Genomic DNA, 21,237 nt, shown 5'->3' with positions numbered 1-21,237 from the left:
TATCCGTATCCCATGTCGTGCCAATACAATTTCAAAGCGCGCCAGTGGCATTCCATCGATAAATTTAACCGCCAATAACATTGCCAGCAAATCGGTACTGGCATTGCTTTTAGGTAAAGGTTGTGGCGGCAGTGCGGCAATAACCGGCGCATGCAGACTACCTGGGCAGCCATAACGCAGACAAATGTGGCGTAGAACCTGAATTTGCATCGGAATGATGTCGAGCTGTTCGCTGATTTCTTCACCAATAACCACCATCGGTGTGCCGCATGGGCAGGTACGTTCCTTTTCCGGCACATCATGCACGATATCAATGCGCTTGAACCCCGGTGACATTAAGTGTTTTAGGACACGCGGGATTAAGATTTCTGCCAGCGACTGTTCACCCTTCTCTCGCCTGGATAGTCGTTCTCACGCCCCCGAAATGCGTACGTGTCGTCAATCAGTCTGACCAGCTTTTCTTCTGAAATCGCCAAGCGGTAGATACAAGGCGAAAGATACTCCAGCACTTGGGCTAGGCGACCGAGCAAATGCTCGGCGTAGACCAGCCGATCATGTTTGCATGGCGCGATGAGTAACTTACGCCAGTCTTGGTCACCGATTTTTAGACAATGTATATGCTGCTTTTTGCGCGCCAGTTGAACTTCCCCTAATTCAGCAGACATTTAATAATGTCAAAAATTTAGAGGGAAGTACGGTAATCCCCCCAGAAAAAGATGGCGTTTAAAAGTAGGATTTTCTTTAGTTAAAATTGAGGAAGTTTTATCTGAAAACATCACGCTTTACCGACAGCCAGATTATTGCCATCCTAAGAGAAGCAGAAGCAGGTAAGCTTGCGCCGGATCTTTGCCGGGAGCACGGTATAAGTTCAGCCACGTTTTACAAGTGGCGCGCCGAATTTGGGGGGTATGGATGCATCCCTGATGTCACGAATGAAGGAATTGGAAGAGGAAAATCGTCGGCTTAAGAAGATGTATGCCGAGGAGCGTCTCAAGGCCGAGATCGTGACCGAGGCTTTGTCAAAAAAGGGGTAGAGCCATCTCGCCGACGTGAGATGGCTCGGCTGTAAGTCAGCACGCGGCCAGTATTAGGGTCGTCTGCAAGGCTTTCGACATGAGCGAGACCTGTTATCGATATCGAGCAAAGTTGTCATCGGAGAACGCCGAGGGAGCGGATTGGCTTGTTCGTTTAACTCACAACCAACGCAATTGGGGCTTTGGTCTGTGCTTCCTGTATCTGCGCAACGTCAAAGGTTATGGCTGGAATCACAAGCGGGTCTATCGGATTTATCGCGAGCTGGAGTTGAATTTGAGAATCAAACCCAAGAAGCGTTTAGTAAGAGAAAAGCCCGAAGCGCTATCAGCACCGACCACCTCGAACGAAACCTAGTCAATGGACTTCATGCACGATCAGTTGGCCGATGGACGAAGCATTCGTTTGTTCAATGTGATTGACGACTTCAACCGGGAAGGCTTAGCAATCGACGTGGACTTCTCACTGCCGACTATACGCGTCATTCGTTCGCTCAACCAGATCATCGAATGGCGTGGTGCACCCAAGATCATTCGGTGCGATAACGGCTCTGAATATATCAGCGCCGATCTGCTCGCATGGGCAGAAAAATCCGACATCAAGATTGCCCACATCCAGCCAGGCAAGCCGCAACAGAACGCCTATGTCGAACGTTACAATCGGACCGTACTCTACGATTGGCTTGCGCATCATTTATTTGATACCGTCGCCGAGGTTCAAGAATTCGCCACCAACTGGCTTTGGACTTACAATCACGAACGGCCTAACATGGTTCTGGGAGGCATCATCCCGAAACAGAAGTTGTAGTAGTTGCGACCCGATCTGACAGTCACCCGGTTTGGAGTGCGGAATTGTCAGATCAAATTCAGTTATTTAGTTTTGTGATTTTATCGTGCCACGCCTCCTTTCCGTCAATTAGTGTTTGAATTGGTGTACGACCACAACACATTTTTCCTTGATGAGTACGTTCGTGATTGTAGTAATACAGCCAGTCATCAAGGTCTTTCTGTAACTCCTCAATCGACAAGTAAATCTTTTCCCGGAACGTGACCTGGTAAAACTCATTCAGAATGGTTTTATGAAACCGCTCGCAGATGCCGTTGGTCTGAGGGTGACGCACCTTGGTTTTTGTATGTTCGATTTCATTTAACGCAAGATAGAGTTGATAATCGTGCGCCTCTGGCCTGCCGCAATACTCGGTTCCTCGATCAGTCAAGATTCGAATTAAGCCCATTTCGTATTCGGCGAAGAGCGGCAATACCTTGTCATTGATTAGGTCAGCAGCCGTAATCGGGGTTTTGGTGCTGTAGAGTTTAGCTGTAGCTACCTTCGAATAGGTATCAACAAATGTCTGCTGGTAAATACGCCCAACGCCCTTGATCGTGCCAACGTAGAACGTATCCTGACTGCCAAGATAACCAGGATGCGCAGTTTCAATTTCACCGAATGCGACGTCGTCATCCTTCTTCCGTTCGAGAGCGACAACTTGAGCTTCAGTCAGAACTTCACCCGTTTCAGCAACATGCTTCTCTAGCGCTGAGAGCCGCTTCTTAAACGATTCGAGATCGTGTCGCAACCAGACTGAACGCACGCCAGAGGGCGAAACAAACACTCCACGTCGACGTAGCTCATTGGAAACTCTAACCTGACCAAATGCTGGCTGTTCAATTGCAAACGCTTTAACTGCGTCTTCAACGACATCATCAACACGATTGCGCAGATTTGGCTTCCTCCGGTTGGAATCGATCAGAGCTTCAACTCCGCCGCTCTCAACGGCGACTGATAACGGTAAAACGTGTCCCTCGAAAAGCCCATTACTTTGTAGGCTCGGGACACGTTACCAAGTTCGGCAGCCAGGTTGAGTAACCCAACCTTGTGTTTAATGACGTTTTGAGAAATACTGTTCATGAGATTACTACTGTGGCACTTTCGTGCTGGTTTAATAAAGATTCGCACCTCTATCAAACCGGGTAATCTCTCCTTTTGCAAGGATCTACTGTCAGATCAAATCGAAACTAATACACAGAAGTTGACCCTTGCGCCTTAGCTTATACTATTAGCACCCTCTAAAAATGGGGGGATTACCGCGGCACGCGTAACGCTCTGCCGGTGCGCAGGCAACTTACTAACTCGCGCTTGAGAGCACCGCGTCCTTGAATGTAGAGAGCTTGGTAAATGGTTTCGTGAGAAATACGCATAGATTCATGATCCGGGAAGTCGATCTTTAGCCGGTTAGCTATTTGTTCAGGCGACAAGCCACTAACCCATTTGCGGTCTCCGCGGTGTGGTTTGCCGCGTCCCTTGAACGGCGCCTGACAAGGACCGATAATCTCACGGCCATTGATGTCATGAACCTTGCCTTCCAAACGATCTTGCACATAATGACGCAGTTGCGGGTTAGTCGTTAGCTTTGCTGGCTTTGGCCTTTTGGCCACACGCTCAGCCTTCCACTGCGCGACCGACGCCCGATATTCGAGGTGCCCACAACGAGTGGCAGCATTGCGCTTGAGCTCCCGCGAGACCGTTGATGGACTACATGTAACACGACGAGCAATCTCGCGCACGCCGATTCCTTGTACCGAGAGCAATCCAATTTCTTCTCGTTCCGCGAACGACAAGTATTTCCCCGACATCGGGTTCGACATAAAAAGTGGCATACCGCCACGATAGCAGAACCAGCGTGAACCAACTACCGATGATACTTCAACTGCCTCTGCCGCTTTCTCGCTCGTGATCCCTGAGGCGATCTGTTTCCAAAACAGACGCTCAATCTCACCCCGGAGCGACGGCGAACCCGGCGAACGCATCGCCTCTCGCCACGTTATCTTTTGCACTCGTTCCATACTTCGACCCATGAAACACCTCTTCGATTAAAGGTGTTGCAACGACCGGTTGGATCCGCCTTGGCTGCCGCGATCGGAATGATGCATAACACCCGCTTCAGGGCGGTGGCGAACCCGCGCCATCGTCAATGCATCCATCACAATATCGGTTGTCATGCGCTACCTGAGTGACCAGCCAATCACTTCACGGTTGAACAGATCGAGCACAATTTCCAGATACAGCCAGCCCTCGTCAGTCCACAGATACGTCATGTCTGACGTCCAGGCCTGGTTGGGTGCGGTCGGCATAAAATTTCGATCCAGCAGATTCTCCGCCACCGGCAGCGCATACTTCGAGTCCGAGGTGATCTTGTAGCGCCGCTTATGCCGTGCCCTGATGTCATTCTCACGCATGAGTCGCTCAGTGCGCTCCTTGCTAGCTTTAAAGCCTCGCTGTCTCAACTCACGCAGCATACGCGGGCTGCCGTAAGCGCCCTTGAGTTCAACATGAATGGCTTCTATGACAGCCAGCATCTGCACTTCGGTCAGCCGCTTCCGGTCGGTCGGGCGTGCCACCACGTTTACATGCACGGTAACCGCTCAGACTCACTTCAAGAAACCATACACATTTCAGCCAGTGCATAGGCGCTGCTATTCCTATTCATCCAGGCGAACTTCACAGAACATCTCTCGCGAAGTACGCCGTCGCTTTTTTTTGGATTTCATTCTCCCGTTTGAGTCGCGCAACCTCGGCAGGTAATCGGGACAGTTCCATCGCCTCTTGAGTCACCACCTTGTTACCAGCGCCTTTAAGCTTGCCTTATGCAGCAGCTTTGATCCAGTTGCGCAGTGTCTGGTCGCCAAGACCCAACTCTTGGACTACTGCTGTAATTGACGCACTATCGGTCACGCGCTTGACGGCTAACTCCTTGAACTCCGTCGTGTAAGCCTGCTTAGGTATCTTCTTCATTTCTTGTCGTTCAAAAGTAACGTTAATTTTACGTTACCCTTGGCAGACTAAATTCCAGGGGAACCTCACCTACTCCAGAAATTTGCTAAGCCGCTCGACTTTATATTGTGGTCAAAATATGGTTACAGTAATGTCATCGCGCTGTCATAGCAGCACTTTATATTTGCTGCCTTCGCAGTATTTTTTTGTCAATACTGTGATATTTTTGTTAGCGCTTATTCTTAAGCTCATTTCTTAAGAATAAGTTTCCCCTCCCCCCTAACATTCGTTTTAGGAGAATCACATGTTGAAGCTTTTCATTAAAACTGTAGTGAGCTTGATTGCCGTCGTTGCCGTCAATACAGCGGCGCAAGCGCAGACGTACGACTATTTTTTGTTGGCAGCACAGTGGGAACCAGGATTTTGCGCAACCAGTAGCGGCAATTCTGAATGTACCAATTTAAAAGGCAGCTATGCGGCAAGTAACTTCTCTCTGCACGGTTTATGGCCTAATGACTACACCGGGACGCAACCGTTTTATTGTGGAGTATCGCAGAAAGAAATTAATTTAGATAAGTCCAGTACATGGTGCCAAATGGATGCTTATGGTGTCACCGCAGCAGGCTTTAAAAAACTGACGCCGTATATGCCGGGCGTTGCAGAATGTCTGGATAAGCATGAGTATTACAAACATGGATCTTGCTCTGGCATGGCGACACCAGATGCATTTTGGGGCGCGGCAGAGCAATTAGTACAAGGTTTAAACAGCACAAGCTTTAACAGTTTTATACAAACGCATTTGGGTCAATATGTCACTCGTGCACAAATGTTAACGGCGTTTGATAATGCTTTCGGTAGCAATACACACACGGCAGTGTCACTGAAATGCGTTACAAGTGGCGGTAAAAATTATTTTACTGAAGCGTGGATTTCGATCAATAAAGACCAGTTGGCACAATTCCCTAGCGGCTCGTCTTTAGTCCTGGATGGTAATGTTGCCAGCACTTGTCCTAAATCGAATATCTATATTGTGAAGCCATAATTTATTTTGTCGTAATTAGAGTTACGACATAGTTTTATGTTGGAATGAAACAGATGCTCCGCTTTATTCCAAACACGATCTTACAAATGAATATGTCCCGCTCTGTTTAAAGCGGGACATATTTTTTAGAACATTGACCATCACACTAATTCAGCATGCAGCTTAGTTTTGATTCAGCGCATTCTCATCATGCTTACGCTCAGACTTATCACGGTTCAGTGTTTTTCCATCATATTTCACAGCTTGCTGATCACGTGCAACACCAGCGGTATTGCCGGCAGCTTGATCCGCCACTAAATCCTTACGATCACGATTTAAATCATGGCGATCATGTACGACGGCGGTTTGATCACGGTTGATATCTTTCTCTGCATGGCCAGCCTGGCGTGCCGAGTTATAGACACCGTTAGCAGCGTCTTGTTTGTCTTTTGACAGATTGCTGCGGTCGGCATTCAGATGCGCTTTTTCACGACCCACTTGTCTGCTGTCTAATTTCAATGCAGTTTGATCACGTTGGATTGCCGCTTGATTACCGTTGGCTTCCGCTGCATTAAGATCTTTTTTGTCGCGGGCAACATCATGGCGATCATGCGTTAAATCGGTCTTGTCACGATGTACATCAGCACGATCATGATATTCGGCTTTTTTATCGCGCTGTACGTTGGTTGCAGTATCGGCAAAACTTGGGCTGCTGTATAGACCAAGCATGCCAACAGCGAGGATTGCGGTGAATAATGTGGATGTAGCGAGGCGATTTTTTTTCATGATTTTTCTCTTTTCATGTTGAGGGGGTAGTACTCGTAAAAACGCGGGCTGGCATGGGATCGTTGACCCGATCCGGTTTGAACACTGTAAGAAGTGCAACAAACTGAAACAAGAAATGTGTATGTTCAAGTTGCGTAGATTGCTTAGCAAAGGTTCACAATCGTAAAAGAATAAAGTACAGTCTGCGTTCGATCGCTGTTCATCAAGAAGAAACGTATGAGCCTGAAATCAACTGAACTGCTGCGCCCGGTAAAAGTAACGGTAAAGCGCGGTGCTATACCAACTGACGAAAAAATCTATAACTCTGTACTAAAAGCCGTCATGAGTCAGCGCCTGCCGCCTGGTACAAAGATGACTGAAACCAGTCTTTGTGAACTTTTTTCTGTCAGTAGAACGGTGGTAAGAAAAGCGCTGCAACGATTAGCCCATGACCATATTCTCGAGATGCGACCCAACCGGGGCGCCATCGTGGCGCAGCCAACTCATCAGGAAACTCGCGACATCTTCGCCGCTCGCAGAGCAATAGAGGCAGCGATTGTGCCCCTGGCGATTAACCGTGCGACGCCTTTGCAAATAGCCAGGTTAAGACAATTAATTATCGACGAACATCATGCTTATCACACACAAGACTATCCAAAATGGATACGTCTTGGAGGCGATTTTCACGTCTTGCTAGCGGAAGTCGCCGGTAACACCGTGCTGATCCGTTTTTTGCAAGAACTGGTTTCTCGCTGTTCGCTGATCATTGCGCTATACCAATCGCCAGAGACGAATACCTGCCCTAATGATGAACATAGTCGTTTGATTGATGCGATTGCCGCAGGTGACGTGACGCTGGCATGCCAGTTAATGGATCAGCATTTGTTAGATATAGAGAATGCTCTACAACTCAAAGATGAGGAGCTAGAAATTAACTTGGCCGAAATATTGGAAATCAACTGATGGTTCGCTAAATGATCACTTAAAAATTGAAACCACTTAGATCACTTTCTGGTACGTCTTATATTTATTTAGTCCTGATCAAACACTTATCAACATCCAGAGAGATCTTTGAACAATTGTATACAATTGCTTTTTCCACAAAATCATTCTTCTTCAAGAATATTTTCTCCTTGCACCAAAATCAAACAATAAGTAAGCCTTATTTGGTCTAAATTGATGCGGCCTCTAATTATCTGGCTGCATTAATCGATAAAATTTTAGATTTCAGTGAAGAAAATTTAGCAAGCCAAATATAGTTTAACGAATAAAAATACAACTAACTTGTATACATTTTTTAGTTTTCATTTATTTTCCTCCTCAATTCTGGCATGCTATTTGCATATATAAAATTAACTTGTGATTGCACAATAAAAAGCGCAAAACGAGTAAAAAGTTTTTTTACTTATAAAAAAGTGAGGGTTGGGAAATGAGCAAGAAATCGAAAACTTTGCGTCGGTTAAACCGAACGCGCGGAATGATGTTGACGCTAGCCGCGTTGCCGTTTGGTTGTGCAATGGCACAAACAGCGGTGCCAGCAGACCCAGTGAAGGCACCGGGACAATTAGAAATTGTTACCGTAACTGCCGAGCGTCGCCAAGAAAATATGAAAGATGTTCCAAGCTCCATCTCGCAATTGCGTGGAGAAAAATTGGACGTTCTGACATCTGGTGGCGGCGATATTCGCTTGTTGGCAGCTAAAGTGCCAAGTTTGAATATTGAGTCATCTAATGGCCGCACTTTCCCACGTTTTTATATCCGTGGTTATGGTAATACCGATTTCAGTACATTCGCTTCCCAGCCAGTTTCTTTGATTTACGACGATATCGTGCAAGAAAATGCTGACTTAAAAGGCTTCCCGATTTTTGATCTGGCTGGCGTTGAAGTGTTGCGCGGACCACAAGGTACTTTGTTTGGACGTAACACACCAGCCGGTGTAGTTAAGTTTGACTCAGCCAAACCAATCCTCAACCGCACCGAAGGCTACTACAGCGTATCTGAAGCAACCTACAATACGGTCAACGTTGAAGGCGCCGTCAATGCGCCAATCAACAAAGAATGGGCAATGCGTTTTTCGATGTTAGGTCAACATCGTGATAATTTTGTGGATAACACATTCACTGGTCAAAAGAAATCTCTGGAAGGTTATAACGAGAACGCAGAACGTCTGCAGTTTTTGTATGCCCCTAACACGACCTTCAATGCGCTGTTCAATATTCATGCCCGCGATACTGATGGCAGTGCCCGCTTATTCCGCGCCAATATCATCAAAAAAGGTAGCAACGATCTGGTCGATGGTTTTGATCCAGACAAGATTGCTACAAACGGCAAAAACTACCAAACTTTGCGCACCAACGGCGCGAGTGCACGTTTAACCTGGAATCTGGACGGCATCAAACTGTTCTCCATCACTGGTTATGAAGCTATTAGCAGCTATTTCAGCCGTGGCGACATTGACGGTGGTAATCCAACTGGACCTGGTTTCATTCCTTTCCAATCAGAGACTGGTGGCGGCATCCGCAATCATCGCCAACTCACGCAGGAGTTCCGCGCAGAATCTAAGAATACCGGCCCTCTGAACTGGCAAGCAGGTTTGTACTACTTTAATGAAGGTACAACCGGTTTCAGTAACGGCTATAACAGTACGACTGGTGCTCAAACTAGCGCCGTTAATAGCCGCCAGGAAAATGATGCATGGGCGATGTTTGGCTCACTCAATTACGATTTGACAGACCAGATCAAATTACGTGGCGGCTTACGCTACACCGAAGATAAAAAATATTTCAATGCCAATGTAGTAGGTTCAATAGGACCTAGCGCAGTGCAAGAATCTGCTTCTAAAGTAAGCTGGGATGCAAGTGCAACCTATGCATTGAATAAAGATATCAATCTATATACCCGTATCGCCACTGGCTTTAGAGCACCGAGTATTGCAGCACCGTCGACGACAGTACCAATCACCGTTGCCAACGCAGAAACCATCTTATCTGCCGAAGTTGGTATCAAGGTAGATCTATTTAACCGCCGCGCGCGAGTTAATGCCAGCATCTATGATTTTGATATCAAAAATCAACAGTTGACTGCAGTCGGTGGGCAATCAAATACCACCATGTTGCTGAACGCAGCCAAAACAGTGGGTCATGGTGTAGAAGTTGATTTTGAAGCCTTGCTGACAGATAGATTGCGTGCAACTCTGGGGGGTAGCTACAACTTTACAGAAATTCAAGATCCAAATCTAGTCGTCGCTAAATGTGCTGCGTGTACGATTACCGATCCAATCAATTCAGCCAATCGTGTCTTGATTAACGGAAATCCTTTGCCACAAGCACCAAAATGGATTGCTAATGCAACACTGCGCTATGGCATCCCGATGAGTGACGATAGTGAGTTGTTTTTCTATACCGACTGGTCTTATCGCAGCAAAATCAATTTCTTCCTTTATGAAGCCAAAGAATTCACTGGCAAACCATTGGTCGAAGGCGGCTTACGCGTTGGATATAGCTGGAAAGATGGCAAATATGAAGTGGCCGCTTATTCCCGCAACATCACCAACACAGTACGTGTAACCGGCGGTATTGACTTCAATAACTTGACTGGCTTTATCAACGAACCGCGCATCTTTGGTGTCCAGTTCAAGGGTAATTTCTAATAGAAAATTGCGTCATACTGCATAATTGATTGGATGTATGGCGCATCTTTTTAAATAGAAAACTGATATTTTATTTTGATTATGCTGGGAGAAGCGGTAACGCTCCCAGCATTACTCTGAGCTAGTAAGCACTGCCCTCTCAAGCACTTCAACTCCCTGCATCAAACGACGATATTTTTGGTACACGTAGCTACCAACGCACCATATCTGGTCTGACTTCTGATATCTATTCGAGCCTCAACACATGATTGACGCACCGGCAAGGTGGACTGTTCTTTTGGTGATTGAAAAAATATCGATTTGATATACTCCCCCCTATTTTTATATAATATCGCTTATCGTCCAATGATTCTATGGGCAAATAAATATACTAATTAGGAGTATCTATAATTTTCGTGATTAATGGTCTAGCTTTAATGAGATAAATATCAGCTATCTTGACCATAAATAGAATTTTAAGATCATCGACAGTACAAAATAAAAGCCCTTGATTCTCACGAGGAAAATCAAGGGCTTGCTACATAGAACGATCTAGTGCAACAAAGCACTGGATGAGTTTTACATATTTTCGATCATTACATCGCCAAAGCCGGAGCAAGATACTTGTGTTGCACCTTCCATCAAACGTGCGAAATCGTAAGTAACCTTCTTCACAGTGATCGCTTTTTCTGTCGCGCTGATCAACAGATCCGCCGCTTCAGCCCAACCCATGTGACGCAACATCATTTCTGCGGACAAGATCAATGAACCTGGGTTCACATAGTCTTTACCGGCATACTTAGGCGCTGTACCGTGAGTAGCTTCAAACATCGCGATAGAGTCAGATAAATTAGCGCCTGGAGCAATGCCGATACCACCAACTTGTGCAGCTAATGCATCAGAGATGTAATCGCCGTTCAGATTCAATGTTGCGATCACACTGTACTCCGCCGGACGCAACAAGATTTGCTGCAAGAACGCATCAGCGATGGAATCCTTGACGATAATATCTTTACCCGTTTTTGGATTCTTGAACTTGCACCATGGACCACCATCGATCAATTCTGCGCCGAATTCTTTTTGAGCCAAAGCATAAGCCCAATCACGGAAGCCACCTTCGGTGTACTTCATGATGTTGCCTTTGTGAACGATCGTTACGGATGGCTTGTCGTTGTCGATCGCGTACTGGATCGCTTTACGTACCAAACGCTCAGTACCTTGACGGGATACTGGTTTAACGCCAATACCTGAGGTATCTGGGAAACGGATTTTTTTAACGCCCATTTCGTCTTGCAAAAACTTGATCAGTTTTTTAACTTGATCAGAGCCTTCCTGGAATTCAATACCCGCATAGATATCTTCCGAGTTTTCGCGGAAGATCACCATGTCAGTTTTTTCTGGCTCACGCACTGGGGATGGCACGCCTTTGAAATAGCGAACCGGGCGCAAGCAGACATATAAATCTAACTCTTGACGCAGCGCCACGTTCAGAGACCGGATACCGCCGCCAACTGGTGTAGTCAATGGGCCTTTGATAGAAACGACATAGTCTTTCAAGACTTTTAGGGTTTCTTCTGGCAACCAGACATCAGGACCGTATACTTTTGTCGATTTTTCACCAGCGTAGATTTCCATCCAGCTAATCTTGCGCTTGCCGCCGTAAGCTTTAGCTACAGCAGCATCCACCACTTTGATCATGACAGGGCTGATATCAACACCAGTGCCATCACCTTCAATGAACGGAATAATTGGATTATCTGGAACGTTTAACGAGAAATCAGCATTGACGGTAATTTGCTTACCTTCGGCAGGAACTTTAATATGTTGATACATCTTTTTCTCCGTAGATTGAGGCGATTAAGCGGATCGCGCTTCGCTCGTAACAAGCCTTGTTGGCCGAATATACATATTCAAGTAAATACAAATATAAAAATGCAAATAAATTTATTCTAAATTTACTCCGAATATACTCTGAATGTACTCTTATATAAGACACAAGACTACCATTTCGTATTATGCACTAGTATTTTACTAGATGCCATCACTTTGCAATACTAGGCATACGCAGATTATCATAGCGCCATGAAACTGATATTACTCAATAAACCTTACGACGTGATGTGCCAGTTCTCGGCGCATCCAACGCGCCAGACATTAGCCGATTACGTCGATGTACCTAATGTCTACCCTGCTGGACGCCTTGACGCAGATAGCGAGGGGCTTGTATTGCTGACCGATAACGGGAAGTTACAACATTCGATTAGCCATCCAGATTTAAAACAAGCAAAAACTTACTTGGTTCAGGTCGAAGGTCAGCCGACACCAGAATCATTAGCGAGGTTAAGAAATCCCCTGGACTTAGGCGATTTTGTCACCAAGCCATGTCAAGTTAAACATATTTATGAACCAGACTGGCTGTGGGATCGCACCCCTCCAATACGACATAGGGAGGATAAGCCTACGAGCTGGCTTAGCATTAGCTTAACGGAAGGGAAAAATCGGCAAGTTCGGCGCATGACAGCCGCAGTTGGTCTGCCAACTTTAAGATTAATACGCAGTGGAATTGCCAATTTTACACTAGAAAGTCACGCACTAATGCCAGGCTCATGGCAAGAAGTCAGTGCAGAATGGCTGGCGCGCATCAAATCAGGAAATCTTGGAAATCGTAGCTAAAGAATGAAATTTTAAAGACGCAAAAAAACCGCAATAATTTATTGCGGTTTTTTATTCACTACTGACTTTACAATCAATTCGTTAGTATTATCAAAGACAATACCAACAAACAAATTATCGCTTAAATATTAAGCAGACAAAGCCTTCAAAGCGGAAGCTAAACGGCTTTTATGACGAGCTGCTTTGTTTTTGTGAATGATTTTTTTATCAGCAATGCGATCAATCGTCGAAACGGAAGTTTGGAAGATTGTAGTTGCAACAGCTTTATCACCTGCTTCAATTGCTTTACGAACAGCTTTAATTGCTGTGCGCAGCGTCGAGCGCAGGCTGGAGTTGTGTGCGTTTTGTTTTACTGCTTGACGAGCGCGCTTGCGTGCTTGTGCGGTATTTGCCATGAGATTTCCTAAACGTGGTCGAGAGCGACGGGTTCAAAGTGAACTCACAAATTTCCACGCCGCATAATTCTGTACAGCTTTGCAGTGTAACTGTTTTTTCAAAAGTTGGCAAGCATCTCACTGGATTGATCTGAATTCCCTGCATTTTTGCTGATAGTTAATAGAAACAATAACAAACAATGAAAGAATTGTTGTATTCATCCCCAAAGTGTCGTTCTGTATCTGGGAATCATCACAAAATATTGACACACTAAGCACCTAAGCTCACTTATTTATTTGAAGGACTTCTTATGCAATGCACGCCCATCACACTTCAAGGTCGCCATGTTAGCTTAGAACCATTGCATCAAGAACATTTTGCTGAGATTCAGGCGGCAGCGGCTGACGGTGAATTATGGAAGCTATTTTTCACCTCAGTACCTAGCCCAGAAAACACGCAAAACTGGCTTGATCTTGCGTTAGAAATGCAAGATCAAAAAAAGGCAATTCCTTTTGTGATCAGGGAAAAACGGACTGGCCAGATCGTCGGCTCTACACGTTACTGCAATATCGATCATAATAATAAACGCTTAGAAATCGGTTACACCTGGTACGCCATGCGAGTACAAAGAAGCGCGATCAATACCGAATGCAAATTGCTCTTGCTGTCACATGCGTTTGACATATTTGAGTGTATCGCCGTTGAGTTTCGTACAGACTGGTTTAACCGTCGCTCGCAAACAGCAATTGAACGCCTAGGGGCGAAACGAGACGGCGTATTACGTAACCACACGATTTTGCCAGATGGACGGGTTCGCGACACGGTGGTGTATAGCATCCTGCAAAACGAATGGGCTGGCGTAAAACAGAATTTGCAGTACATGCATGAAAAATATCAGGGCGGTAGTTAACTAATTTAATTAATACGCCGATTGCAGTAAAACTAAACCAAGATTTGCAGGAGCCAGCCGTGCTGATTGATTTTTTCTACACTCTTAAAGATGCAAAAATTCCTGTCTCAATCAAGGAATTTCTGACGCTGCTCGAAGCGCTGGACAAAGGATTGATTAGCATGTCGATGGATGATTTTTATTTTCTGTCCCGCACGATTATGGTTAAAGACGAAGCGCACTACGACAAGTTCGACAAAGCCTTCGGTCTTTACTTTAAAGGAATAGAAACGATTTTTGAAAAGAATCCTGAAATTCCTCTGGAATGGTTAGCCAAGCGCATGGAGCGCGAACTAACGGATGAGCAAAAAGCAGCGCTAGAAAAATTTGGCTACGACAAGCTGATGGATCGCTTGCAAGAATTACTCAAAGAACAAAAAGAACGCCACGAAGGCGGCAATAAATGGATAGGTACTGGCGGCACATCACCGTTTGGTAATGGCGGACAAAATCCAGAAGGCATACGCATCGGCGGCAAAGGCGGCAACCGCACTGCGGTCAAAGTATGGGAAGCGCGCGCCTTCCGCGATTACGATGATGAGCGCGAACTCGGCACACGTAATATCAAAATCGCGCTACGTCGTTTGCGCAAATTTGCCCGTCACGGAGCAGAAGATGAGTTGGCGCTGGACGCGACGATTAAAGCGACTGCCAATAATGCAGGCTACCTCGATATCAAAATGCAGCCGGAGCGCAAAAACAATATCAAGGTTTTGATGTTGCTGGATGTCGGTGGCACGATGGACGACCACATTGCCAGGACTGAAGAGTTATTTTCAGCCGCAAAAACAGAATTCAAAAATATGGAATTCTTTTATTTCCATAACTGCGTCTATGATCATTTATGGAAAAACAATCGCCGTCGTCATGCAGAAAAATTTCCTACATGGGATGTTTTGCGCAAATATACGCCAGACACCAAAGTGATTTTTGTTGGCGACGCCACCATGAGCCCGTATGAAATTTTACAGGCTGGTGGTTCAGTCGAATATAACAATGAAGAAGCGGGAGCAGCGTGGCTACAGCGGTTTACTTCAGCTTTTCCGAAGTTCATCTGGCTCAATCCAGAACCAGAGGGATTGTGGCAATACCGTCAATCGGTATCCATCATTAAGCAAATTATGAACAATCGCATGTTCCCAGTCACCATCGAGGGACTGGAGCGCGGCATGCGCTTATTGAGTAAATAAATAAGTGAATAAATAACGAATTAGCACGAGATGGGAAGGACGAAACTTCCAAAACGATACGCAAAATCACCGAAGCTCACCGAACCTAGTAGGTCAACCATTATTGGTCAGCTTAAGTGAGCTGCAAAAATTTTTGTATCGTTGATAAAACCAGTTTGCGCGACAAAGGCTTATTTAAAAACCCATCGCAACTCACGCTTTGCGCAAACTCCTGGTTATACACAAACGTCTTATCGATCAAAAACATGACATTCGTTTTACGGTGTTCATTTTGACCTTTGAGTGACCGGCATAAACCATAGGGATCAATATCCGGCGTCGATGTATTAATCATGGTCAATCCATATTGATATTGCGCATCCAAGCTTAAAGCTGTCTCTGCATCATTACTCATACCCACAGGAATGTTATACCGCTCCATAATTGCCGCGACATAATCTCTGAAACGCATGTCCTTATCAATAATCAAAATGCCGCCCCGTGGGGTCGCGGAGTTGCGCATTTTTTGATATACCGACGGGTCGGTCAAATCAAAATCTAAACGTTCACGACGACGACGTTCGGGTATCGCCACCTCGCCATAAGCACTTAACGTTGTCAACAACAACTGGCGCTCATCCGCTAACTCATCAAGCACATCAAACAATTTACGCCAGCGAATCGGACGCGGCATAACTGCGTAAGGCAAGCTCACCTTAGTTTTACCAATTAATAAAACGGGTTGCGCATGGCCAGGGTTGATATCAGACAGTGTTGCCAAGGCTTTCATATCTTCGGCATTGACAATAAAAAGGTCGGGGTCTTGCAGGCTGCCATCTCTTAAGCATAGATAGCGATAGCCCTTCTCGCGCATCACCGCAAGAACGGTAGAAAACGTGTCGTTTTCTTTAGGAATAAATCCAATCAGTCGGATTGCGATTGTTGGGTTTTTTTCTGACATCGTTTATCCATCAACACATAACAGCTACAATAGTCGCAAATTACTTGCAAAGAAATTGTAAAAAAATTGCAAAAAAACTGAAGATAAGATCGCAGCAAAAAAGTCCCTGAGCTAAGTTAAGCTAACCTCAGCTATGATCGCATTACTATCTGCTAGCGATTTTATTGCTCTGATGACTTTCTACCAAACCTATTTAAAATGATTGCCAGAATACAGGCAAACCTTGCTAGCAAACAAAAATTTTGTGGAATAATTTGTCTACATGGTACCTAATTAGTACCTAATTTCCAACATCAGCGACAACCAACACGTATTTATTGCATGGCCACTAAAAAAAATACCACACCATCCGACTACAGCGAATCATCCATCCGTGTCCTTAAAGGGCTGGAACCGGTCAAACAAAGACCGGGCATGTACACCCGCACTGAAAATCCACTGCATATTATTCAAGAGGTAATCGACAATGCCTCGGATGAAGCATTGGGCGGTCACTGTAAAAATATTGTTGTCACCCTCAATGCAGATAACAGCGTAACGGTGGAAGACGATGGGCGTGGCATTCCAGTTGGTATGCATCCGGAAGAACACGTCCCTACCGTAGAAATCGTCTTCACGCGCTTACACGCTGGCGGCAAATTCGACAAAGGCTCGGGCGGCGCGTATGCGTTTTCTGGCGGTCTGCATGGGGTTGGTGTCTCAGTTACCAATGCATTATCGACACGACTGGAAATTACGGTCTGGCGTGAAGCAGGCGTGCATAAGCTCACCTTTGCCAACGGCGATGTGATTGAACCTTTGACGTCGCAAGCACTGGCACGTGGTGAGAAGAAAAACGGCACCAGAGTGTCGATCTGGCCAGACGTAAAGTATTTTGATTCGCCGACGATTTCTGCGACTGAATTAACCAGACTGTTGCGATCTAAAGCAGTCTTGTTGCCCGGTGTCAAAGTGACGTTGATCAATACCAAAACTGGCGACACTCAAACCTGGCAATACGATCAAGGATTGCGTGGCTATTTAACCGAGGCCTTGGCGCAATCATCCCATGGCGAGCCATTGATACCGCTGTTTGAAGGCGAACAATACGCCAGTGGCGAGAGCGACGGCTTTGCAGAAGGTGAAGGCGCGGCCTGGGTGGTCGCTTGGACAGAAGAAGGCGCGGTTGTGCGCGAATCCTATGTCAATCTGATCCCAACACCGGCAGGCGGCACGCATGAATCTGGTTTGCGTGAAGGCTTGTTTGGTGCAGTCAAGAGCTTTGCCGAAATGCATTCGCTGCTACCAAAAGGCGTGAAGCTGTTGCCTGAAGATGTGTTTGCTCGCGTCTCTTTTGTGTTGTCCACCAAAGTGCTTGATCCGCAATTCCAGGGCCAGATTAAAGAACGGCTTAACTCCCGCGATGCAGTCCGGCTGGTATCCTCCTTCACCAAACCACCGCTGGAATTGTGGCTGAACTCGCATGTTGATTATGGCAAAAAACTCGCAGAACTGGTCATCAAGCAAGCCCAGTCGCGCTTGCGTTCCGCACAAAAAGTGGAGAAGAAAAAATCCTCAGGCGTTGCAGTCTTGCCAGGCAAACTGACCGACTGCGAATCGAGTGACATCGCCCGTAACGAACTGTTTTTGGTCGAAGGTGACTCGGCTGGTGGCTCTGCCAAGATGGGGCGTGATAAAGAATTCCAGGCAATTTTACCTCTGCGCGGCAAGGTTCTTAATTCATGGGAATCCGAACGTGATCGTCTGTTTGCGAACAATGAGATCCACGACATCGCCGTCGCAATCGGAGTTGATCCGCATGGCGTCAACGACAATCCCGATTTAACTAATCTGCGTTACGGCAAGATTTGTATTTTGTCGGATGCGGACGTTGATGGTTCGCATATTCAGGTGTTGTTGCTGACCCTGTTTTTCAAACACTTCCCAAAATTGATTGCACAAGGTCACGTCTGCATTGCACGCCCGCCTCTGTTCCGGGTGGATGCACCAGCACGTGGTAAAAAGCCGATTCAAAAAATGTATGCACTGGATGCAGGTGAACTGATCGCGATTGAAGACAAGCTGCGCAAAGACGGTGTTAAAGACGGCGCCTGGGCGATTTCGCGCTTCAAAGGTCTGGGTGAAATGAATGCCGAACAATTATGGGAAACCACGATGAACCCGGATACGCGTCGCCTGTTGCCAGTGGCTTTGGGTGAGTTCGATCAAGCCTTCTCCGAAGCCCGTTTCAATATGCTGATGGGCAAAGGTGAAGCTGCCGCCCGTCGCGCTTGGTTGGAAGAACATGGTAACGAAGTAGAAGCAGACATTTAGATTTCCGCCTGACACATAAAAATATACTACCCATAAGTATATTTTATTGTCCATATAATCATTGGACGTTAAGCACCAAATTGGCTGATACTCCCCTATTTTTATAAATTAACCGACGAATTTAAGCACAATGAGCGAACAAGCGAATTTATTTGATCAGGCACCTGATGACGACAAAGGCGGTGGCGATGGCGGAGAAACCCTCACGCTGGCCAGCTTTGCCGAACGCGCCTATCTTGACTATGCGATCTCCGTCGTCAAAGGCCGCGCCTTGCCGGATGTGTGCGATGGTCAAAAACCGGTACAGCGCCGCATCTTGTTTTCGATGAATGAGCTGGGTCTGAACTCCAGCGCCAAACCACGTAAGTCCGCGACCGTAGTCGGTGACGTGTTAGGTAAGCTGCATCCCCATGGCGATCAGTCCGTGTACGACGCGATGGTACGAATGGCACAGGATTTTTCGCTACGCTATCCGCTGATCGATGGTCAGGGTAACTTCGGCTCACGCGATGGCGATGGTGCAGCAGCGATGCGATATACCGAGGCACGCTTAACGCCTATCTCGCGCTTGTTGATGGATGAGATCAACCTTGGTACAGTCGACTTCCAACCCAACTACGATGGTTCATTTGAAGAGCCAAGCTTGCTGCCGGGTCGTTTGCCGTTCGTCTTGTTAAACGGCGCATCTGGTATTGCCGTCGGTATGGCGACCGAAATCCCGTCACACAATCTGACCGAAGTCGCCAAAGCCGCCGTAGCGCTGATCCGCAACCCGGCTATGCAACATGCTGAATTAATGAGCATGATTCCGGGTCCGGATTTTCCTAGTGGCGGTCAAATCATTACCCCCGCCGCTGCGATTGCCGATATCTACGCAGCTGGTCGTGGCAGCATGAAGGTACGCGCCTGCTGGAAGATTGAAGAACTGGCTCGTGGTCAATGGCAAGCAGTGATTACCGAATTGCCGCACGGTGTTTCTTCCCAAAAAATTCTGGAAGAAATCGAAGAAATCACCAATCCGAAAATTAAGTTAGGCAAAAAAACTCTCACACCAGAGCAAGCCTCGCTCAAGCAAGTCGTATTGTCCATGCTCGATGCCGTGCGCGATGAATCTGGTCGTGAGGCTGCGGTACGTCTGGTGCTAGAGCCGAAATCCAAAAATCAGGATCAGGCGGAGTTTATGCAGATGTTGCTGGCGCATACTTCGCTGGAAACCTCGACCTCGATCAATCTGGTCATGATCGGCGGCGACGGACGTCCGCGTCAAAAAGGCTTGCTCGATATTCTCAAAGAGTGGATCACTTTCCGCTTTGCGACAGTCACCCGCCGCACTCAGTTCAAACTGAAAAAAGTCGATGACCGCATTCATATTCTGGAAGGCCGTGAAGCCGTTCTGTTGAATATTGACAAGGTCATCAAGATCATCCGCGAATCGGATGAGCCTAAACCAGCCTTGATGAACGCATTTAAATTATCCGACCGTCAGGCCGAGGATATTTTAGAAATCCGTCTACGTCAGCTGGCACGATTAGAAGCCATCAAAATCCAACAAGAACTAGCCGAGCTGCGTATTGAAAAAACCAGTCTGCAAGACCTGCTAGACAATCCAGCCTCGATGAAGAAATGCATCATCAAAGAAATAGAGGCCGATACCAAACAATTTGGTGACGCACGCCGCACCTTGATCGAAGAAGCCGCGCGCGCTTCCGCAGAACAAAAAGTGATTGACGAACCCGTCACCGTCGTCATCTCAGAAAAAGGTTGGGTGCGCGCACGCACAGGTCATGGTCATGACAATGCGCAATTCGCTTTTAAGGCGGGCGACAGTCTGTACAACACCTTTGAATGCCGGACCATCGATCAGCTGCTGGTGTTTGGCTCCAACGGCCGGGTCTATTCCGTCCCAGTTGCAGCGCTGCCCGGCGCACGCGGTGATGGTGTGCCGATCACTACGTTGATTGATCTGGCCAGCGGCACAAAAATCTTGCACTACTTTGCGGGCACAGCCGATTCAACTCTGCTACTAGCCTCCAGCGCTGGCTATGGCTTCACCGCCAAAGCCAGTGACATGGTTGGCCGCATGAAGGCAGGTAAAGCCTTTATGACGCTGGATGTTGGCGATGAACCATTGCAACCAACCCTGGTAGCAGAAGACGCCAGCGCGATTGCCTGTTTATCAGAAAAAGGCCGCTTGCTGGTATTCGGCCTGGCAGAAATCAAGCAACTCGCCAGCGGCGGCAGAGGCGTGATTTTGATGGAGTTAGAACCCAAAGAAAAACTATTGGCAGCACAAGCCATTAGCCAAAAAGGTGTCCGCGTTGCCGGCATAGGGCGCGCAGCCAAACCGCAAGAAGTAGTCTTAAGCGCGTCGGCCTTGAGTATCCACATCAACAAACGTGCTCGCAAAGGTAAGGCGCTGGAATCCAAGCTCAAACCAAGTGGGATATTTAGTGTGGGTTGAGTTGGTAGAGAATAGTTGTATCTGATGAGGTTCTTGCAAAACGAAACACCGGAGAGTAATTTTATTGCGAGAAGCGCAAAATAGATGAGAAAGGAGCGGCCATTTCTGGCAAGATGAAA

At 46.7% G+C, this 21,237-nt stretch carries 14 protein-coding genes and 4 pseudogenes; 9 read left to right on the top strand and 9 right to left on the bottom strand.

Annotated features, from left to right (window positions below; all coding sequences use genetic code 11):
- Together AAKU61_RS19570 and AAKU61_RS19565 are read right to left on the bottom strand one after the other, a co-directional pair.
- Positions 1-336: IS66 family transposase zinc-finger binding domain-containing protein (locus AAKU61_RS19570; RefSeq protein WP_354334981.1), on the bottom strand; the 336-nt coding region annotated here is incomplete at its 3' end.
- A gap of 23 nt (positions 337-359) precedes the next feature.
- The gene (locus AAKU61_RS19565) at positions 360-665 is read right to left on the bottom strand and encodes a transposase (protein ID WP_354334980.1); all 306 of its coding nucleotides are present in this window, start codon (positions 663-665) and stop codon (positions 360-362) included.
- Positions 666-766: 101 nt separating this feature from the next.
- On the opposite strand from AAKU61_RS19565, the pseudogene AAKU61_RS19560 reads away from it, so the two are divergent.
- Positions 767-1,839 (top strand): annotated as a pseudogene (locus tag AAKU61_RS19560) (IS3 family transposase).
- Between the two features lie 58 nt (positions 1,840-1,897).
- On the opposite strand, the pseudogene AAKU61_RS19555 reads toward AAKU61_RS19560, so the two are convergent.
- From AAKU61_RS19555 to AAKU61_RS19545, 3 pseudogenes are all read right to left on the bottom strand, one after another.
- Positions 1,898-2,940: pseudogene (locus tag AAKU61_RS19555) on the bottom strand (IS481 family transposase).
- Between the two features lie 176 nt (positions 2,941-3,116).
- Positions 3,117-3,866, bottom strand: a pseudogene (locus tag AAKU61_RS19550) (transposase); the annotation flags it as partial.
- Between the two features lie 57 nt (positions 3,867-3,923).
- A pseudogene (locus AAKU61_RS19545) lies at positions 3,924-4,824 on the bottom strand (IS3 family transposase); the annotation flags it as partial.
- Between the two features lie 283 nt (positions 4,825-5,107).
- Between AAKU61_RS19545 and AAKU61_RS19540 the strand changes: the two are divergent.
- Positions 5,108-5,845 carry a ribonuclease T2 family protein gene (locus AAKU61_RS19540; RefSeq protein ID WP_354334978.1) on the top strand — a complete coding sequence of 246 codons (738 nt, stop codon included), beginning with the start codon at positions 5,108-5,110 and terminating at the stop codon, positions 5,843-5,845.
- Between the two features lie 162 nt (positions 5,846-6,007).
- Here AAKU61_RS19540 and AAKU61_RS19535 read toward each other — a convergent pair whose 3' ends face one another.
- Positions 6,008-6,610, bottom strand: a complete 603-nt coding sequence (locus AAKU61_RS19535; RefSeq protein ID WP_354334976.1) for a hypothetical protein — start codon at positions 6,608-6,610, stop codon at positions 6,008-6,010.
- Between the two features lie 216 nt (positions 6,611-6,826).
- On the opposite strand from AAKU61_RS19535, the gene AAKU61_RS19530 reads away from it, so the two are divergent.
- A complete protein-coding gene (locus tag AAKU61_RS19530; protein ID WP_354334974.1) occupies positions 6,827-7,552 on the top strand; it encodes a GntR family transcriptional regulator in 726 nt (241 codons plus the stop codon).
- Positions 7,553-8,018: 466 nt separating this feature from the next.
- Positions 8,019-10,238 (top strand): TonB-dependent receptor, encoded by a 2,220-nt coding sequence (locus AAKU61_RS19525; RefSeq protein ID WP_354334972.1) that lies wholly within the window; start codon positions 8,019-8,021, stop codon positions 10,236-10,238.
- 558 nt (positions 10,239-10,796) lie between these two features.
- Here AAKU61_RS19525 and icd read toward each other — a convergent pair.
- Complete coding sequence (gene icd, locus AAKU61_RS19520) at positions 10,797-12,050, bottom strand: NADP-dependent isocitrate dehydrogenase (protein WP_322118010.1); 1,254 nt, start codon at positions 12,048-12,050, stop codon at positions 10,797-10,799.
- 249 nt (positions 12,051-12,299) lie between these two features.
- Here icd and AAKU61_RS19515 point away from each other — a divergent pair, with 249 nt between their 5' ends.
- Positions 12,300-12,890, top strand: a complete 591-nt coding sequence (locus tag AAKU61_RS19515; RefSeq protein WP_354334970.1) for a pseudouridine synthase — start codon at positions 12,300-12,302, stop codon at positions 12,888-12,890.
- A gap of 128 nt (positions 12,891-13,018) precedes the next feature.
- Here AAKU61_RS19515 and rpsT read toward each other — a convergent pair whose 3' ends face one another.
- Positions 13,019-13,285 carry a 30S ribosomal protein S20 gene (gene rpsT / locus AAKU61_RS19510; RefSeq protein WP_322118008.1) on the bottom strand — a complete coding sequence of 89 codons (267 nt, stop codon included), beginning with the start codon at positions 13,283-13,285 and terminating at the stop codon, positions 13,019-13,021.
- A gap of 290 nt (positions 13,286-13,575) precedes the next feature.
- On the opposite strand from rpsT, the gene AAKU61_RS19505 reads away from it, so the two are divergent.
- Positions 13,576-14,175 (top strand): GNAT family N-acetyltransferase, encoded by a 600-nt coding sequence (locus AAKU61_RS19505; RefSeq protein ID WP_354334968.1) that lies wholly within the window; start codon positions 13,576-13,578, stop codon positions 14,173-14,175.
- Positions 14,176-14,234: 59 nt separating this feature from the next.
- Positions 14,235-15,404: a vWA domain-containing protein gene (locus AAKU61_RS19500; protein ID WP_354334966.1), complete on the top strand. Its 1,170-nt coding sequence runs from the start codon at positions 14,235-14,237 to the stop codon at positions 15,402-15,404.
- 112 nt (positions 15,405-15,516) lie between these two features.
- On the opposite strand, the gene AAKU61_RS19495 is transcribed toward AAKU61_RS19500, so the two are convergent.
- Positions 15,517-16,344, bottom strand: coding sequence for a PleD family two-component system response regulator (locus AAKU61_RS19495; protein ID WP_354334964.1), 828 nt, complete (start codon positions 16,342-16,344; stop codon positions 15,517-15,519).
- 321 nt (positions 16,345-16,665) lie between these two features.
- Between AAKU61_RS19495 and AAKU61_RS19490 the strand changes: the two genes are divergently transcribed.
- Both AAKU61_RS19490 and parC read left to right on the top strand, forming a co-directional pair.
- Positions 16,666-18,657 (top strand): DNA topoisomerase IV subunit B, encoded by a 1,992-nt coding sequence (locus tag AAKU61_RS19490; RefSeq protein ID WP_354334962.1) that lies wholly within the window; start codon positions 16,666-16,668, stop codon positions 18,655-18,657.
- A 130-nt stretch (positions 18,658-18,787) separates the two neighbouring features.
- Entirely contained in the window at positions 18,788-21,118 is a 2,331-nt protein-coding gene (gene parC, locus AAKU61_RS19485) for a DNA topoisomerase IV subunit A (protein ID WP_354334960.1), read from the top strand.
- The last annotated feature ends 119 nt before the right edge of the window (positions 21,119-21,237 follow it).

This window comes from Undibacterium sp. GrIS 1.2, assembly GCF_040544435.1.
Classification (GTDB): Bacteria; Pseudomonadota; Gammaproteobacteria; order Burkholderiales; family Burkholderiaceae_D; genus Undibacterium.
Note: the sequence above shows the minus strand (reverse complement) of the source record. Positions and strands in the feature narration are given on the sequence as shown.

Excerpts from the sequence above, each read along its gene's own strand:
- AAKU61_RS19565 (WP_354334980.1), bottom strand. The coding sequence starts at position 665 with ATGTCTGCTGAATTAGGGGAAGTTCAACTGGCGCGCAAAAAGCAGCAT.
- AAKU61_RS19540 (WP_354334978.1), top strand. The coding sequence starts at position 5,108 with ATGTTGAAGCTTTTCATTAAAACTGTAGTGAGCTTGATTGCCGTCGTT.
- AAKU61_RS19535 (WP_354334976.1), bottom strand. The coding sequence starts at position 6,610 with ATGAAAAAAAATCGCCTCGCTACATCCACATTATTCACCGCAATCCTC.
- AAKU61_RS19530 (WP_354334974.1), top strand. The coding sequence starts at position 6,827 with ATGAGCCTGAAATCAACTGAACTGCTGCGCCCGGTAAAAGTAACGGTA.
- AAKU61_RS19525 (WP_354334972.1), top strand. The coding sequence starts at position 8,019 with ATGAGCAAGAAATCGAAAACTTTGCGTCGGTTAAACCGAACGCGCGGA.
- icd (WP_322118010.1), bottom strand. The coding sequence starts at position 12,050 with ATGTATCAACATATTAAAGTTCCTGCCGAAGGTAAGCAAATTACCGTC.
- AAKU61_RS19515 (WP_354334970.1), top strand. The coding sequence starts at position 12,300 with ATGAAACTGATATTACTCAATAAACCTTACGACGTGATGTGCCAGTTC.
- rpsT (WP_322118008.1), bottom strand. The coding sequence starts at position 13,285 with ATGGCAAATACCGCACAAGCACGCAAGCGCGCTCGTCAAGCAGTAAAA.
- AAKU61_RS19505 (WP_354334968.1), top strand. The coding sequence starts at position 13,576 with ATGCAATGCACGCCCATCACACTTCAAGGTCGCCATGTTAGCTTAGAA.
- AAKU61_RS19495 (WP_354334964.1), bottom strand. The coding sequence starts at position 16,344 with ATGTCAGAAAAAAACCCAACAATCGCAATCCGACTGATTGGATTTATT.
- AAKU61_RS19490 (WP_354334962.1), top strand. The coding sequence starts at position 16,666 with ATGGCCACTAAAAAAAATACCACACCATCCGACTACAGCGAATCATCC.
- parC (WP_354334960.1), top strand. The coding sequence starts at position 18,788 with ATGAGCGAACAAGCGAATTTATTTGATCAGGCACCTGATGACGACAAA.